Below are 16,323 nucleotides of genomic sequence, written 5' to 3' on the forward strand. Positions count from 1 at the left end.
ACACGCCGCCCGCCCCCCCCCCCCGCCCGGGCGGCCGGCCCCCCCCCCCCCCCCCGGCGGGGGGGCCCCGGCCCCCCCCCGCCGCCCCGGGCGGGCCCGCCACCAGGTCGTGGCGACCGGGCGCCGTACCGAGCAGGTCCTTGAGGACGCCATCCCCACCGTCGAGGTCAAGGGCAACGGCCCTATCGACCAGGCCGACGCCTCCCACGCAATCGGCCTGGGTCTCGACCACACCGCCGCCTGACCTGCGGCTTTTCCATCACCGCACCACACATCGTGATCCACACCTAGGTCAAGTAAGTCGAATAAGGAACATCTGATGGAGTTTGTCAAGCCTCGGTCCACGGTCAAGGGCCCGGACAACTGGTTCGATGGAGACGTCTGGTTCGACGTCATCTTCGCCGGCGAGGACCACTCGCACATGCGCGCCAACATGGTGCGTTTCGCCCCGGGTGCCCGTACCGCCTGGCACCACCACGCGGTCGGCCAGACCCTGCGGATCGTCTCCGGTGTCGCCCTGATCGGCACCCGTGACGGCGTGATCTTCGAGGCGCACTCCGGCGAGACCGTGACCTGCCCGCCCGACGAGGAGCACTGGCACGGCGCCACCGAGGACCGGTTCATGGAGCACATCGCTCTGTGGGAGGGCCCGACCGACGACCGCCCGGAGAGCACCTGGCTGGAGAAGGTCACGGAAGAGCAGTACCGCGGCCCTCGCACCCGCAGCAACTGATCACACAGGCACACAAGCCCGCTCAGGGGCCGAAACGCGAGTGAAAAGACCCCACCCGGCCTCGAAGGCCCTTGAGCGGCACCCCCCGCACCAACCCTTTCATCGGAGACTGACCATGACGCAACTCCTCGCGGGCAAGACGGCTATCATCACCGGCGCCAGCAAGGGCATCGGACGAGCGACGGCGGAACTCTTCGCCGCCGAAGGCGCCAACGTCGTCATCACGGCACGCAACCAGGCCGGCATCGACGACGTCGTCCGCGCGATCACCGAGGCCGGCCACACTGCCATCGGTGTCGTGGCCGACTCCGCCGACCCCGCCGCCCCGAGCGCTGTCTTCGGCAAGGCGATCGAGGCGTTCGGCCAGGTCGACATCCTCGTGAACAACGCCGGTTACGGCGACATGTACGCGATCGAGGAAACGACCGATGAGCACTTCGAAGAAGTGCTCCAGATCAACTACTTCGGCGTGTTCCGCTTCTGTCGCGAGGCGGTCCAGCACTTCATCCCGCGCAACGAAGGCGTGATCGTCAACGTGACGTCGGTCAACGGCTCGCTGCCGGTGTGTGGTGTCGCCTACACCTCGACCAAGGGCGCGGTGAACACGATGACCAAGAACATCGCGCTCCGCTTCGCCGGCACGGGCATTCGCTGCAACGCGGTCGCTCCCGGGGAAACCGACACGCCGATGATGCAGGCCTGGGCCGCCGGCGAGCTGCCGGGCGGTTCGACCATGCTCGAGTACGCCGCCACCTACTCGAACACGAAGCTGGCGCCGACGCAGCCCATCGACCAGGCTAACGCCATTCTGTATCTCTCCAGCGACATGAGCCGAGCGGTCACGGGCCGCGTCCTCACCGTCGACAACGGCGCATACATGTACTAGTCAGGAAAAGCACGGCATGGAGAAGATCGAAGTCATGCTCGACAAGCATGACTTCACGGTCGAGTTGAACGACAACAAGACCGTCGACAGCCTGCTCCGTCACCTCCCGATGGACATAACGGTGGGCGAGGACGGCGGACACCACTATGACGGTCCGACGCCCACGCCCCTTCCCGTCGACGGGGTCCCGGTCACGTCGAGCCCACGCAGGGGCGGGCTGTACTACTCCGAGTTCTGGAACGCCGTCGCCGTCTTCTACGGCAACGGCGTTACGCCCACCCGGGGGGAAACGACAGGCTTCGCAGTCACACCCCAGGAACGGATTATGACAACGCAACAGCACAAGATCGGCTCGGGATTCGGGTTCGGCAGCACCGCCGACGAAGTCCTGAACGGCATCGACCTCACCGGAAAGCTCGCGGTCGTCACCGGCGGCTACTCCGGCATCGGACTGGCGACGACCCGCGCGCTGGTCGCGGCCGGAGCCCATGTCGTCGTCCCCGCGCGGCGCCCCGAGGCCGCCCAGGCCGCGATCGCGGATCTGGACGACGTGGAGGTCGACGAACTCGATCTCTCCGACCTCGACAGCGTCCGCGCCTTCGCGGAGCGCTTCCTCGCCTCCGGTCGCGCCATCGACCTGATGATCAACAACGCCGGCATCATGGCCTGCCCCGAGACCCGCGTGGGCCCGGGCTGGGAGGCGCAGTTCGCGACCAACCACCTCGGCCACTACGCTCTCGTCAACCACCTCTGGCCCGCGCTCGCACAAGGCGGCGCGCGTGTGGTGTCGACCTCCTCCCTGGGGCACCAGCTCTCGGACATCCGCTGGGACGACGTCCAGTGGGAGCACGGCTACGACAAATGGCAGGCGTACGGGCAGGCGAAGACGGCGAACATCCTCTTCGCCGTACAGCTCGACGCGCTCGGCAAGGACTCCGGCGTGCGGGCGTTCGCGGTCCACCCCGGCAACATCATGACCGACCTGCAGCGCCATCTGCCCCAAGAGGAGATGGTCGCCTTCGGCTGGGTCGACGAGCAGGGCAACATGACGGCGACCGACTTCAAGACGCCCGAGCAGGGCGCGTCGACCCAGGTGTGGGCCGCCACCTCCCCGCAGCTCGTGAACACCGGCGGCGTCTACTGCGAGGACACCGACGTCGCGGACATCAGGCCCGTGAGCCGGAGCAGCGGTATGGAGGGCCTCGGCCCGGGCGTGGCGGCGTACGCGATCGACCTTGAGGCCGCGGCGCGTCTGTGGCGGCTCTCGGCCGACCTGACCGGCGTGAACGCGTTCCCCGCGGCCTCCTGACAACGCCCACCCCGGCAGGACCGTCACCTGCCCGCACGGTGCGGAACACGGACACGGCACCGCCGCGAACCGGTTCCTCGCCCTGTGGGCAGGCCCGACGGTCGACCGTCTGAAGCTCAGCCGATCGACAGAGGCAGCCGCGACGGTCGACGCCGAGGCGGATTTCCGCTCCTTCCAGGACGCCCGATACGGCCTCACCGGCAGCGGCTTGTGCGCTACTACGCGAGCACTGTCTCGGCGCACAGACGGTATCGGGCCTGCTGCCCGACCGGGACCGTGGCCGGGGCTCGGCGTACTTGCTGCTGGGTCAGAGCTCGGAGACGAGCCCCCGCAGGCTATGCGACGGTGACGGCGCGGCTGCGCAGCGTCTGCGACGGGGAGTCGCCGAACCGCTGCCGGTACTGTTGGGCGAACCGGCCGAGATGGTGAAAGTGCCACCGGCTCGCGATGTCGCTGACCGACGGGCCGTTCCCCGCCAGCAGGTCGCCGCGGGCACCGTCGAGCCGCACGTTGCGGATGAACTCGCTCGGGGTGACCCCCGCGAACCGGCGAAAGCCGGACTGCAGCGTGCGTGCCGTGACCCCGGCGACCAGGGCCAGGTCGTCGACGGTCAGGGCGTCCTGCGCGCCGGCCCGGATGTAGTCCGTGACGTAGCGGATCCGCGCGTCCGCGTCCTGATCCTCCGCGTCGCGGTTCAGCGCCGGCGTGAGGTCGCTGCGGGCCACCAGCAGTACCTGGGTCATCAGCGCCGATTCGAGCTCCCGCTGCACGGCGCGCATGGTGGCCAGGCCGCCCTCCTGAGCGAGCTGCTGGTAGTAGAAGGCCACGGCCGAGGACAGCGAGCGGCCGGGCGCGTCGTTCAGCGGGAACGTGAGGCCGAACGCGATCGGCGCCACCACCGGGCGCCCCGCCAGCTTCGCCGCGTGCTCCTCGAACGCGCGCCGGGAGATCTTCAGGTGGTACTGGGACGAGTCGGCGCTCCAGTCGATCAGCACCGGCTCGTCCGGGCCGAAGATCACGCCGCGGCGGTCACCGTCGGCCCTGAAGCCGCTGCGGCGGCCCGACTGCTCCACCATGCAGCTGCCCGAGACCAGCAGGTTCACGTGGTAGCAGTCCCGCATCGCCGGCCCGGTGATGCGGGCACGCTTGCCGTACGCCATGCGCCCGACGGTGACTGCGGGCGTCACCGCGGAGTCCAGCCGGAAGGACATGCCGTCGCGGCCGTCGAGCGTCATCTCGTGCTCGGCGAAGGTCCGCTCCACGTACTCGTGCGCCGCGTCGGGATCGGTGGTCTTGAACGTGCGGTGCACCGCACCGACCGAGAGCACCGGACCAGGCATCGTCACCTCCGGTGAGTGGTGAGAGGCGTCACACGTCATCGTACACAATATTTTTTAGGCGGCCGTGGCTTCGCGCGTCGGATGTCCGGTGCACCCGCCGGACGTCGATTTCGCCGAGCGGACAGGCCTTCGCTCCGCGGATTGTGCCCCAGGTCACTCATTTCTAGCGTTGCCCGGCGTTCACCGAACTCACGACGACACGCACGGGAGACCCGCATGAGTCAGATCGCACCCCCACGCCCCGTCGAGCGGACGCCCGTCGCCGGCGACTGCCCTGGCTGCGGCCGGGCCGAGCTCGTCGCGTACGACGTGGTCGGCGAGACCGGGTGGACCCACGTGGTCAAGTGCCGGCACTGCCTGACCTCGGTCCGCCGCACGCCGGCGAACCGGCTCGGACCGATCACTTTGCTCGTCGACCAGCTCTGAACCGGAGGGCTCCGCGCGCGGGCCCGACTCATCCCCCCTTCCCTCGATCCCACTACCCGAAGGAAGAACCACATGATCGCCGTTGATGTAGGCGGAACCTTCACCGACGTCGTCGGCTGGCGCGACGGCAAGATCCTCACCACCAAGGTGTCCACCGAGTACACCGACGTCGCCGCGCCCGTGCTGCGCGGCGCGGAGCGCCTCGGTGTCGACGGATCGACCGTCTTCAACCACGCCAGCACGCACGGTCTGAACGCGGTGATCACACGCAAGCTCCCGAAGATCGGCTTCCTGGCGACCGAGGGGCACCGCGACATCCTGGACATGGGCCGCGTGTGGCGGCCGTCCGACGCGATGCTCGATCCCGGCTGGCGGCGCAGCTTCGGTGACGCCGCGAAGCCGCTGATCGACCGCTACCTGCGGCGGGGCATCGCCGAGCGGATGCTCGCGGGCGGCGAAGTGCTGTTCAAGCTCGACGAGGCCCAGGCCCGCGCCGAGATCGAGACGTTGGCCCGCTGCGGCGTCGAGGGCGTCGCGATCTGCCTGATCAACGCGTACGTCAACCCCGCCCACGAGCTGCGGCTGCGCGAGCTCGTCCGGGAGATCGTGGGTGACGTTCCCGTGTCGGTCTCCAGCGAGGTCTCCCCGCTTGCCAAGGAGTACGCGCGGGCCTCCACCACGGTGATCGACACGCTGATGAAGATCATCTACTCCGACTACACCGACCGGCTGTCCGCCGGCCTCACCGGGCTCGGCTTCACGGGCTCGCTGAACTTCGCGGACTGCGCGGCCACGCTGGTGCCGGCCGAGCACGCGATGGCGAAGCCGTTCCGCATCGTGTTCTCCGGGCCGGCCGCCGGCACCGTCGCCTGCGCTCACTTCGGCAAACTGATCGGCCGGACCGAGCTGTTGTGCGCCGACGTCGGCGGCACGAGCTGTGACATCAGCGTGGTGACCGGCGGCGAGCCGTTCGTGAACACGTCGTTCGAGCTGGAGCACGACCTTGTGGTCAACGCGCTCGCCAATGACATCTCCAGCATCGGTGCCGGTGGCGGCTCCATCGTGCACATCGGCGCGGGCGGCGAGATCCAGGTGGGCCCGGACAGCGCCCGCGCCGAGCCGGGCCCGGCGTGCTTCGGCCGCGGCGGCACCGCGCCCACCACCACCGACACCTGCCTGATGATCGGCATCCTGGACCCCGACGGCTTCGCAGGCGGCGAGGTGGCCATCGACCGGAGCCTGTCCCAGCACGCGTTCGAATCGCTCGAGACCCCGTTCACGCTGCGGCAGCGGGTGCGCTACGCCTACGAGATGGCCGTGCACAACATGGCCGAGGGTTTGTTCAACGTGGCCATCAAGAACGGCGTCGACCCGCGCGACTACAGCCTGATCGCGTTCGGGGCGGCCGGCCCCATGCTGCTGCCTGCCGTGCTCGACGCCGTGCGCTGCAAGGAGGTGATCGTCCCGCCGAGCCCCGGCCTGTTCTCGGCACTGGGGCTGCTGTCGGCGGACCAGGTGTTCACGGTCAACCGCAGCGCCTACCTGATGCTCGACGACGCGAACGCCGAGCGCATCGACGCCATCTTCGTGGAGATGGAGCACGAGCTGCGGGCCCAGGTGGACGACTGCGACGTCGAGCTGCAGCGCAGCATGGACGCCCACTTGGTCGGCCAGAGCTGGGAGACGCCGTTCATCCCGGTGCCCGACGGCACGCTGGACGCCGACGCGGTGGCGGCGATGGTGGCCGGCTTCCACGACACCTACGAGTCGCGGTCCGACAACCGGTTCGAGGCGATGCCCGTCGAGGGTGTCACGTTCCGTGTCCGCGCCGTGCTGAAGACCGACAAGATCGAGTACCCGAAGCTCCCCGCGCGCGGCGACGAGCCACTGCTCCCCGTGGGCACCCGCACGCTGCGCTACCTGGGCGACCTCTCGGACGGTGGCGACGGTGACCAGACCGCCACCGTCTACGACCGGGAGTCGCTGCGCGCCGGCGACGAGCTCGTCGGCCCCGCCATCGTGCATGAGGGCCTGTCCACCACGCACATCGGCGCGAGCCAGAGCGCCACCGTCGGCGAGTACGGCGAGATCGTCATCCGGAGGAACCACTGATCATGACCGACACCATCGAACCCACCGTGCGGCAGGCCGGCCGGATCCGTGACCTGTCCGACAACGACTTCGCGGCCCGGTACGGCAGCGACCGATTCACCGCGTCGGTCCTGCGCAACCGGCTCGACTACATCGTCGAGCACATGTCCACCGGCTTCATGCGGGAGGCCTTCTCCCCCATCATCCGCGACTGGTACGACTTCGCCTGCACCATCAGCGGCCCGCCGGAGCAGGGCTACCCGATGGCCGTGGTGAGCAACAGCCTCATGGTGTTCCTGGGCACCATGGGCGACGCGGTGCGCAACACCGTGGTCGAGTACGGCCCGGAGAACCTGCGCCCCGGCGACGTACTCATCTGCAACGACCCGTACCGCGGCGGCCGGCACGTGAACGACGTGGCGTTCATCCGCCCGGTGTTCCACGAGGGCCGGATCGTGGCGTTCGTGAACATGTGCGCGCACCAGCTGGATATGGGCGGCACCGTGCCCGGCGGGTTCTCGGCGACCAAGCACAACGTCTACGAGAACGGCCTGGTGATCCCGCCGATGCTGCTGTGGTCGCAGGACCGGCCGGTGCGCGGGACGTTCAGCCTGATCTTCGACAACACCCGCTGGGGCAGCATGCTGCTGCCCGACTTCAAGAGCATGCTGCACCAGCTCAAGCTGGGCGAGCAGCTGGTCCACAGCAACATCGAGCGATACGGGCTGGACGCTTTCCTGGGCAATCTGACGTATTCGTGCGACACCTCGGCGGAGCGGATGCGCGACGCCATCGCGCAGGTCCCGGACGGCGACTACCCCGGCTCCGCGCTGGTGGACGCCGACGGCCTGGACGACACCAAGGAGTACCGGGTGCACGTGACGCTGCGCAAGCGCGGCACGGAGATCGAGGTCGACCTGTCCGGTACCACCGGGCAGGCCCGCACCTGCATCAACTGCGGTGTGCTGGACACCAAGACCGCGGCCGGCGTGGCGCTGACCATGCTGCTCGATCCGACGGTGCGGTTCACCTCCGGAACGTGGCGCAACATCGACGTGGTCACCCCGGCCGGCTCGTTCGTGTCGTCGCTGCCGCCCGACGGCGGCATCATGATGTTCTGGGAGGCCTCCGGGGCGGTGGTGTCGGCGATCTTCGACGCGCTCAACCCGGTGCTGGGCGAGCGCGGCGTGGCCGGCGACTACGGCTCCACCAACACCCACAACGCGTCGGGCACGCGGGACGACGGCACGTTCTGGACCAGCGCCACCCAGTGCGGCGGCGAACACGGCCCGTGGGGCGCCACCCGGCACGGCGACGGCGACAGCTACACGGTGCTGTTCCCGCTGAACAACCTGGACCCGGCCACGGAGACCATCGAGCACGAGTCGCCGGTGGTGCTGCTGCGCAAGGAACACGCCATCGACAGCGGCGGGCCCGGGGCGTTCCGCGGCGGCGCGGCGAACCTCAAGGACACGCTGTGGCTGACCGCCGCGGAGCAGTACCTCTCACCGTTCCGCACGAAGGAGCCGAGCGGCGTGGGCGCGAACGGCGGGCGCCCGGGCCCGAACGGCGCGATGTGGCTGTTCCCGCAGGCTGACGGCGCCGGCACCGCCATGCTGGGCACGGACCCGGAGGTCTACCGGCACAGCGTCCCGGTGGCCGGCGTGCTGGACCCGGAGGCGAAGCACCTGGATCCGGAGCACGGCCGCTACCACTACTTCGCGAGCCAGAGCGTGTGGCGGACGGCGCCGAACACGGTGCTGCGCTGCCTGACCAACGGCGGCGGCGGCTGGGGCGACCCGCTCACCCGTGACCCGGAGGCGGTGCTGCGCGACGTCCGTAACGAGTACGTGAGCATCGAGGGCGCCGCCCGCGACTACGGCGTCGTGGTGGTGGGCGACCCGCACCACGACCCGGAGGGCCTGCGGATCGACGCCGACGCCACCGCCCGGCTCCGCGCGAAGTAACCACCCGGCCATCCGAAGGAGACCGACATCATGAAGGGCATCACCTTCGTGGGCGACGGCACCGTCGCCCTGACGGACTTCCCCGACCCCGAGCCCGGCCTCGGCGAGGTCGTCGTGAGGATCCGCGCGTCCGGCATGTGCGGCAGCGACCTGCACTTCTACCACGGCAATTTCGACTTCGACCACTCGGTGATCCAGGGGCACGAGCCGTGCGGCGAGGTGTACGCGGTAGGCGAGGGCGTCACCCCGGCGCAGGCCACGCCGGGCGATCGCGTGATGATCCACCACTACTTCGGCTGCGGGACCTGCCGCCGCTGCCGGGTGGGTTGGCCGCAGATGTGCGAGACCGCGCCGGGCAGGACGATGGCGGTCCACGTGAACGGCGGTCATGCGCCGTACGCGGTGGTGCCGGTGGCCGCGCTGCTGCCGATGCCGGAGCAGCTGTCGTTCAAGGCGGGCGCCGCGATCGGCTGCGGCACGGGCACCGCGTGGGGCGCGATCAAGCGGCTCGGCGGGGTGGAGGACACCGTCACCGTCGTCATCGGGCAGGGGCCCGTGGGCCTCTCGGCGACGATGTTCGCGACCGCGATGGGCGCGAAGGTGATCGCGGTGGACGTGGACGACCGGCGGCTGGCGAAGTCACGGGCGTTCGGCGCGGACGTGGTGGTCAACTCCCGCTCGGAGTCACTGGTGGACGTGGTCTCGCGGTACACGCGGGGGCGGCTTGCCGACGTGGTGATGGAGACGTCCGGCCGGGCGGCCGATGACGCGTTCGGTGTGCTGGGCACGTTCGGCCGGGTGGTGTTCACGGGCCTGCCGGGCGAGGTGGAGTTCACCACGCAGGCGGTCTACAAGAAGCAGTGGACGGTGATGACGAGCTGGACGCAGTCCTCGATCGAGCAGGCGCGGTGCGCCGATTTCATCGTGGCGCACGACCTGCCCGTGGACGACCTGTACTCGCACACCTGGCGGCTGGACCAGGCTGCCGAGGCCTACGCGTGGTTCGACAAGCAGGACGCCGGCAAGGGCGTCTTCGAGTTCGACTGATCTCGGATCCGATCCAGACCGCTTTCGAGTCCGATGAGAACGGATTGAATCGAATTGACGATGACCACCACATATGAGCTCCCGGCGTTCGTAGGGAGCACGAAGCAGAACCTGATCGGCGGACGCTGGGCACCGGCCGCGTCGGGCGAGACGATCGACGTGATCAACCCCGCCACCGGATCCTCCCTCGGCGCGATCGCCGCGGGTGGCGCGGCTGACGTGGACGCCGCGGTCGAGGCGGGTGCGCACCGCGTTCGAGGGCGAGTGGTCGCGGTGGACAGCGCACGAGCGTCGCAAGCTGCTGCTGAGGGTCCGCGACGTGCACCGACAACGCCGCTTCCCCGCGACTCGCGGAACCGGACCAATGTCCTGTCGAAGTGCATCTGTCAGATGGCGAGCCGCTGACCTGGTGGGGTGCCACGTCGATTGAGAACGCTGGCCCTCAGCGTTCTCAACTGACATGGCTTTCACGGAATCGTCCTGACTGATGGGATAGCTGGCTCAGCCGTCTTGCTCTTCAGCGAAGCTGCCCATGGTCTCCCTCAGGCGGCGCCGTGCTGCATCCAGACGCTCCGCGTAGTCAGCAGCGAAGATCCCGGGAAGCTTGTGGATCGGGGCCCACGCGGCTGGGTCGTCGACCAGACGGCAGAGGTCCGTCATATGAACTCGCTCCAGCCAGTCCGAGAGGACGAGTGCCTCGTCGGGGGTGAGCTTGATGGTGATCTCAGTGCCGTCCACGAGTCGAACCTAGAGGTTGTCTCACGTGGCAAGTTTCGCGAGCGGCGGCCATGGCCAGGCCTCGGCTCTGTCAGTCGTTGCGGACCACGTACGGGATCTTGAGGCCACGAGCAGCCCATGGCAGGCTCATGCCGCATGATCGATGAATTCGCGAAAGACAACCTGCACGGGAGACTGCGGCGGGACCGCGAGGCGCTGCTCTGGAAACTCGACGGCTTGTCCGAATACGACGCCCGCCGACCTTTGACAGCGACCGGGACCAACCTCCTCGGCCTGGTCAAACACGTGGCCACCGTCGAGGCCAGGTACTTCGGCGAGGTCTTCGACCGCCCTTCCCCGGAACCGCTGCCCCGGTGGCAGGACTCCAACGGCAGCGATCTGTGGGCGACCGAGGACGAGACCCGCGATCAGATCATCGGGTTCTACCGGCGCACGTGGGAACACTCGGACGCGACGATCAACGAGCTTCCCGTCGACGCCCCCGGCCACGTGCCGTGGTGGCCGGAGCCTTATGCCGACACGAACCTGTTCGCCGTCATGGTCCATGTCCTCGGCGAGTCCATCCGGCATGCCGGGCACGCCGATATCCTGCGCGAGGGCCTCGACGGCCGGACCGGGTTGCGCGCCGAACACGAGAAGCAGATCGACGAGGAAGCCCGTGCAGCCTACTGCGCGAAGATCGAGCAGGCCGCCAGGTCGGCCGCACCAATCAAGGCTTAGCCCAGAGCCTCACGGGAGTCTCGTTCGCGGTAGAGACAGAAACGCCGGTAGAGGGGGTCCTGGGTTCCGAGGGTGGTGTAGATCCGCGCGAATCGTCGGCTCAGCTCGGCGGTCCTCGCAAGATAGAGCTCCTTGGGATCGAGGGCAGTGGTGGGCGGGTCGAGGATCAGGTGCGTCAGCACCGCGATCTCGGGGAACGCCGCGAGGTGACTGCGGTCCTCAGCCGAGACCTTCTTGCTGACAGCGAGAGCTTCGACTCGGTCGAGGCGATCGGTCCACTCTTTCCCGAGGTCGATCGGCATTCCGGAGGCGGACCAGTCCTCGACGACTCTCCGCGCCAGGTCGAGGGCTTGTCGGACCTTGCGGTGATGGCGGGCGAGCTGGTCGAGTCGACGCTGGGCCTCGATGACTTCCGGCAAGGAGACGAGCGGGATGTCGTGAGTGGAGCGGGTCCAGAGCTGATGCCGCAGGCAGAGGTGGACATGGGCAGGCGAGAGGGTGATGACCACGGAAGCGGTGGGGCTGCGGCGGGCCGTGCAGCAGCGGCAGGGGCGGCTGATCAGCTGTTCCGTTCGCCGCCCGGGATCACGCGGGCTGAGGAAGTCGGCGAGCGCGGGCAGGGCCCGGGCGAGTTGGGGCGTTGGGCGCCCGGAGAGTATGGCCAGGCGTTCAGGCGTGTGGGGAGTCCAGCCGGCAGTGGTGTTGCTGAGCGGGGAGAACTCCGGCGGCAGCGGTCCCAGGAGGCGGGCGAGGAGGCCCGCGGGACGGTTGTTGGCGACGGCCAGGCGGTGGAGATAGGAACCGAGGGTCTCGTTGCGGACGGGGCCGAGAGCGATGGGCAGCTGGCGGAGTTGGTCAGGCTGCGTCGGCATCCGGCCTCCGGCGGCGGTTGCGGCGGTTGCGGCGGTGTTCCTGGCGGGCGTCCTCGGCGGTCTGGTCGACCTCGATGGTCTCCAGAGTCTTGCGGGTGATGGCCTCGCTGCCGTTGATGATGGCCTCAAGGGCGGCGCCGCGGACGAGTTGGGAGAGGCTGCCGATCGCGCCGTCAGTGCGTTCGTGGAGGTAGCCGTCGAGTTTGACCAGGCTGCCTGTCTTATGCCGGTGGAGTCGTAGGGCGTCTTCGAGCGAGGCGATCAGGTTTCGCCAGTTCTGCCGCTGTGCAGTGGTGCCGTAGGCGAACGGTTCGGTGTCGGTGACGGTGTATCGGCCGGCGATCTGCTGGCCCCGGACACCGCTGAACAGGCCGCTCGCGGCGACGTCGATGCCGGCGAGTACGAAGGTGGCCGGGATCCGCTCGGACAGGTATTTGAGCTGGTCGGAGGCTTCGGCCCCGGCCTGGGTGGCGAGGTTGAGGTTGTGGATCTCGTCGACGAGCGCGAGTTCGACGCGCATTTTGATCAGCAGGTCGCAGACGGCGTTGGTGATGGAGGTCTGGGTCTCTTGCCGGACGACCGGGAGGCCCAGGAACCGGGCGAACTCGATGGCGAGCATCTTCGGGGTGGCCCGGGGCGGGACAGTGACGTAGACGACCGGCAGTCGCCCCGCGGCGGCCGGGCCGAGCCGTTTGCGGACCAGGAGTTCATGGTTGCGGCCGAGCTGGGCGATGGCCGTCGTCTTGCCGGTCCCGGCCTGGCCGGTGACGATCAGCCCGCGGCGGCCGGAGATCTGGTGCCGGTTGAGCAGGACCAGGCGCCGTCCGGTGGTGAACACGTTGCGGACGGTGGGGGTGGCCACGATCACGAGCCGGGAGTGGTAGTCCAGCCGGGGCTCGTTGTAAGCAAGCCGCTTCTCCTCGGTCAGGGCCTTGAAGGCCCGCAGCGAGAGCATCGGCGGGCAGGCCGGGGCGTCGTCGACGAACTGTCGCCAGCCGGCCTTGGTGGTCAGCGGGTTGTGCTCGTCGTCATGGGCGTCAGGCGGAGTCACCACAGCGGATTCCCCTCCTCTTCCAGGGGGTTGAAGACGCCGAACGGGGTGACCGGCGCCTCCTCCGGCCCTTCGTCCTCGCTGTCGTCCGCATCGGCGGACCGGGCGGGCGGGAGTGGGGGCCGTGCGGGGGCCTCAAGGGCTACCCGGGTGCGGGCCATGACCTGCTCCGATCCGGCCGGCGGCTTCCCCGCCCTGCGGAGCAGCTTGGCCAGGACCTGGGCAATAGCGGTCTCGCTGGTGTCGTCGTGGCCCTGGTCGGCGAGAAGCTGGCGTGCGTGGCGCCAGGTGAAGTCGGCGAACGGAGCCCGGACCATGGGCAGATGGGTCCACGGGACTTCGATCCACCGGCGGCTGTCGCTTCGCCGTACCCAGACGCGGGAGACGTCGTAGGGGTCGTAGTGGACCTCCCACAAATCCTGCTTACCCGTCACCCCGGACGGCTGCCTCCGCAACCGGTTGAGCTCGGGGCTGTCGTAGGTGCGGTAGTTGACCTTGATGCCGTAGTCGTTGACGGCCCTCCAGACCGCGGGCAGCAGTTCGATGTAGTCCTCCGCCGACAGAGCGACGGGCAAGTATCCGGCGCGGGCGACGGCGATGGCGTACGACTCGTTCGGCGACAGCGTCCGCCCCGCCATATAGGGATTGCGCAGGCCCTCGTGGGGACGCTGCTGCCAGCAGATGATCCACTCGTCCAGGAGGTCCTGGAGCTGGGCGAGGGTCCAGACCGCCTCGGAGGCCGGGTCGCTGCCGCGGCGCGTGACATCGGAGCCGGTGTAGCCCGCGACGTACTGGCAGAACAGCGAGTTGATCGACGCGAACGTTCGCTCCACGATCGCCTTGTCCGTCGGGGTTCTGGGCCGGGCGAGCTGCAGCGAGATCCCCAGCAGCGAGCAGGCGGAGGAGAACGTGTCGGAGACGAACACCTTGCCGTGGTCGATCACGATGGTGTCCGGGATGACGACCGGCTTGGCTGCGGCTTTCTCCAACCGCGTGTCCATCGCCATGAGCCGCTGGTGCGGCAGGATCGAGTCCGACATCGCCAGGGTCTGGCTCCAGCCCGGACGCATCGGCTCGGGAACCAGCATCCTCGCCAGCAGTACTGCGGCGTCGACGCCTTTCGTGCCCGCGGGCCTGAGCAGGGCCGCGCAGATCGTGCGCGTTGTGACATCGACCGCGATGGTCAGTTCCGGGCGGGCCACGACACCGTCGTCCAGCACCGCCATCACGTCCAGCCGCGTGGAGTCGATCTGCACGATCTCCCCGGGGCGGGAGGCCATGGACGGGGTGAACGGCCCCAGGGGCCGAAGAGCCCGCTGTCGGCGGACCGTGGCCGACCCGAAGGACTCGTTGTTCTTGGCGAGGCTGTTCACCAGCCGGTAGAAGGTCGCCCTCGTCGGCAGGAGCTTCACCGCTTCCTCGCCGTGCTTCGCGGCGAGGATCTGCTCGGCCTGCAGCATGAGCCGCTTGCGGTCGCCCGTCGAAAGGTCTGTCTGCCCGGCCAGTGCCTCGGTGACCGCCTCGACGACGCGCTCGTCCGTCCTTCCGGTGCCGGGGGCCGGGGCCGGCGGTTTCCGGGACCGGCCGTCCACCAGTCCCCACAACCCCTCGGCCTCGTAGCGCTGCCGCATCCGCAGAAAGGTCCGCTTGCTGATCTGCTGCCCGCCAGCTGCCAGCTCGGCGACCTTCGCAGCTTCCCGCTCCATCATCGTCCGCCAGGCCGGGTCGTACTCGGGCCGAGGAGACGTGCCCTCCGGAGCGTCCGGAGGCAGCCCGGTGAGCACTTCCACCACGTGCTGTTCCCAGAACCGGGCCTGCTCGACGGCCGACGGCGGCAACGCGTCCACCAACGCGAACGGCGGCAGGACTCGTTCCGGGACCGCCTCCGGCCCCCGGTCCAGCACCTCGAAATCGGCGGCCGCCATCACGTAGCCGGCAGCCATGACACTGGTGTCGCCCTCGTCGCTGAGCAGTCGCAAGGCCGTTCCCTCCAGCCCGATGACCTGCTGGTTCCGGCTCTCGAACCGGATCCGGTCCCCGACCCGCAGAACTCCGCGTGGTGCCAGTTCAGCCATGACTCACCGCCGCACAGCCGATCATGGAGCCGTCTCCCAGCGGCACCGCCAGGTCAAGGCTCAGGTCACCGCACCACAGCAGGTGGTAAAGCGTCGGCAGGACGGACAGCGGGTCCCCCACTGCCTCGGCACCGTCTATGAGCAACCGCGGGTCGGCGAAGGCGTCCATGAGCCGTTTCGCGAGGTTGCCGACCAGGTTGCGTGGATGCCGATAGCCAGACAGCCAGCGGACGTTGGCCATCTCCACCGGATCGGGCTCGTGCACCAGAGCGAAGGACCAGCAGCCCATCTCCTGGCACATCGCCTCGGTCGCCGAGAACTTCACCGCGTCCTCCGGGCCGACCCGGTCCGTCGGCCGGACATCGACGACCAGGCCCGAGCCGTCCTCCAGGCGCGCGAAGTAGTCCGGCGTATGGGAGATCCGGCGCTTCTCTCCCTGCCAGGTCAGACGGAACGGCTGCGAGGCCAGCCCCACCACCCGCCGGTCATGATCGAGGAGCATGGCCCGGTCCCGCTCCAGCCACGACTCAAACCCCACCAGCGACTGTGTTGTCGCAGCCCAGTACCAGCCCGTGAAGTGCCGCTGCCCGCGGTACGACGTGAACCGCCGCACCGGGAGCACCGACTCGAACCGAACCCGGGACACCGCCTCCAGCACGGACTTCCGCAGCCCGCCGCCCTCACCGTCAGCCCACTCGACATCGACCAGACCCAGATCCATCGCCACCCCCGGCTCCGCATACCTGCCGGAAACGACCGTGACAGGTACAGCGAGAACCGGACCAGGGAAATGAGATCAAACCCCACGTACGGGGCAAACGTCATCGCTCAGTGCGCGACGCAATGAGAATCCGCCACCACGAACGAGAAGCGGTGAGAATCCGACAACCGCGGTGCGACAGGACAACCAAGAGCACCTGCGCAAGGAGGCCGGACCCGGATGGCGACAGTTGTCGTGCAGATACGACACCTAGCGTGCTCAGGCTCACGGCCCCGACGCAGGCGGGGCCGCTCTCATCCAAGGAGCGTTATGACGTCCATATGGAATTGTCTGATCCCCACCGATCC

16 protein-coding genes and 1 pseudogene are annotated in these 16,323 nt (G+C 68.9%); 11 read left to right on the forward strand and 6 right to left on the reverse strand.

The window, feature by feature from the left end; genetic code table 11:
• Window positions 1–109: 109 nt before the first annotated feature.
• From ACWEN3_RS04740 to ACWEN3_RS04760, 5 genes and pseudogenes are all read left to right on the forward strand, one after another.
• Window positions 110–244: a hypothetical protein gene (locus tag ACWEN3_RS04740; RefSeq protein ID WP_452965655.1), complete on the forward strand. Its 135-nt coding sequence runs from the start codon at window positions 110–112 to the stop codon at window positions 242–244.
• A gap of 75 nt (window positions 245–319) precedes the next feature.
• On the forward strand, window positions 320–733 hold the full coding sequence (locus ACWEN3_RS04745; RefSeq protein WP_452965657.1) for a (R)-mandelonitrile lyase: 414 nt from the start codon (window positions 320–322) through the stop codon (window positions 731–733).
• 115 nt (window positions 734–848) lie between these two features.
• The gene (locus ACWEN3_RS04750) at window positions 849–1,619 is read left to right on the forward strand and encodes an SDR family NAD(P)-dependent oxidoreductase (protein ID WP_452965659.1); all 771 of its coding nucleotides are present in this window, start codon (window positions 849–851) and stop codon (window positions 1,617–1,619) included.
• A gap of 34 nt (window positions 1,620–1,653) precedes the next feature.
• Window positions 1,654–1,875 (forward strand): annotated as a pseudogene (locus ACWEN3_RS04755) (cyclophilin-like fold protein); the annotation flags it as partial.
• A 69-nt stretch (window positions 1,876–1,944) separates the two neighbouring features.
• The gene (locus tag ACWEN3_RS04760; RefSeq protein WP_452965714.1) at window positions 1,945–2,928 is read left to right on the forward strand and encodes an SDR family NAD(P)-dependent oxidoreductase; all 984 of its coding nucleotides are present in this window, start codon (window positions 1,945–1,947) and stop codon (window positions 2,926–2,928) included.
• Between the two features lie 335 nt (window positions 2,929–3,263).
• On the opposite strand, the gene ACWEN3_RS04765 is transcribed toward ACWEN3_RS04760, so the two are convergent.
• Entirely contained in the window at window positions 3,264–4,268 is a 1,005-nt protein-coding gene (locus ACWEN3_RS04765) for an AraC family transcriptional regulator (RefSeq protein ID WP_452965661.1), read from the reverse strand.
• A gap of 216 nt (window positions 4,269–4,484) precedes the next feature.
• Between ACWEN3_RS04765 and ACWEN3_RS04770 the strand changes: the two genes are divergently transcribed.
• From ACWEN3_RS04770 to ACWEN3_RS04790, 5 genes are all read left to right on the forward strand, one after another.
• On the forward strand, window positions 4,485–4,694 hold the full coding sequence (locus tag ACWEN3_RS04770; RefSeq protein ID WP_452965664.1) for a hypothetical protein: 210 nt from the start codon (window positions 4,485–4,487) through the stop codon (window positions 4,692–4,694).
• A 72-nt stretch (window positions 4,695–4,766) separates the two neighbouring features.
• A complete protein-coding gene (locus ACWEN3_RS04775) occupies window positions 4,767–6,806 on the forward strand; it encodes a hydantoinase/oxoprolinase family protein (RefSeq protein WP_452965667.1) in 2,040 nt (679 codons plus the stop codon).
• A 2-nt stretch (window positions 6,807–6,808) separates the two neighbouring features.
• Window positions 6,809–8,752, forward strand: coding sequence for a hydantoinase B/oxoprolinase family protein (locus tag ACWEN3_RS04780; RefSeq protein WP_452965670.1), 1,944 nt, complete (start codon window positions 6,809–6,811; stop codon window positions 8,750–8,752).
• A 30-nt stretch (window positions 8,753–8,782) separates the two neighbouring features.
• Window positions 8,783–9,799: a zinc-binding dehydrogenase gene (locus ACWEN3_RS04785; RefSeq protein WP_452965672.1), complete on the forward strand. Its 1,017-nt coding sequence runs from the start codon at window positions 8,783–8,785 to the stop codon at window positions 9,797–9,799.
• Between the two features lie 54 nt (window positions 9,800–9,853).
• Window positions 9,854–10,204, forward strand: coding sequence for a hypothetical protein (locus tag ACWEN3_RS04790; protein ID WP_452965674.1), 351 nt, complete (start codon window positions 9,854–9,856; stop codon window positions 10,202–10,204).
• 96 nt (window positions 10,205–10,300) lie between these two features.
• Here ACWEN3_RS04790 and ACWEN3_RS04795 read toward each other — a convergent pair whose 3' ends face one another.
• On the reverse strand, window positions 10,301–10,537 hold the full coding sequence (locus tag ACWEN3_RS04795) for a hypothetical protein (protein ID WP_452965677.1): 237 nt from the start codon (window positions 10,535–10,537) through the stop codon (window positions 10,301–10,303).
• A gap of 135 nt (window positions 10,538–10,672) precedes the next feature.
• Between ACWEN3_RS04795 and ACWEN3_RS04800 the strand changes: the two genes are divergently transcribed.
• Complete coding sequence (locus ACWEN3_RS04800; protein WP_452965679.1) at window positions 10,673–11,257, forward strand: DinB family protein; 585 nt, start codon at window positions 10,673–10,675, stop codon at window positions 11,255–11,257.
• On the opposite strand, the gene ACWEN3_RS04805 is transcribed toward ACWEN3_RS04800, so the two are convergent.
• Genes ACWEN3_RS04805 through ACWEN3_RS04820 form a run of 4 tightly spaced genes read right to left on the reverse strand, consistent with a single transcriptional unit; the run spans window position 11,254 to window position 15,976 of the window.
• Window positions 11,254–12,129 carry a hypothetical protein gene (locus ACWEN3_RS04805; protein WP_452965681.1) on the reverse strand — a complete coding sequence of 292 codons (876 nt, stop codon included), beginning with the start codon at window positions 12,127–12,129 and terminating at the stop codon, window positions 11,254–11,256. The genes ACWEN3_RS04800 and ACWEN3_RS04805 overlap by 4 nt on opposite strands.
• Entirely contained in the window at window positions 12,113–13,183 is a 1,071-nt protein-coding gene (locus tag ACWEN3_RS04810; protein ID WP_452965683.1) for an AAA family ATPase, read from the reverse strand. Before ACWEN3_RS04810 ends, ACWEN3_RS04805 begins: the two co-directional genes overlap by 17 nt.
• Window positions 13,177–15,255: a Mu transposase C-terminal domain-containing protein gene (locus ACWEN3_RS04815; protein ID WP_452965684.1), complete on the reverse strand. Its 2,079-nt coding sequence runs from the start codon at window positions 15,253–15,255 to the stop codon at window positions 13,177–13,179. The genes ACWEN3_RS04810 and ACWEN3_RS04815 overlap by 7 nt, the downstream gene beginning before the upstream one ends.
• A complete protein-coding gene (locus ACWEN3_RS04820; RefSeq protein WP_452965716.1) occupies window positions 15,248–15,976 on the reverse strand; it encodes a TnsA-like heteromeric transposase endonuclease subunit in 729 nt (242 codons plus the stop codon). The genes ACWEN3_RS04815 and ACWEN3_RS04820 overlap by 8 nt, the downstream gene beginning before the upstream one ends.
• Window positions 15,977–16,323 lie beyond the last annotated feature (347 nt).

Source organism: Streptomyces sp. NPDC004561 (assembly GCF_053602155.1).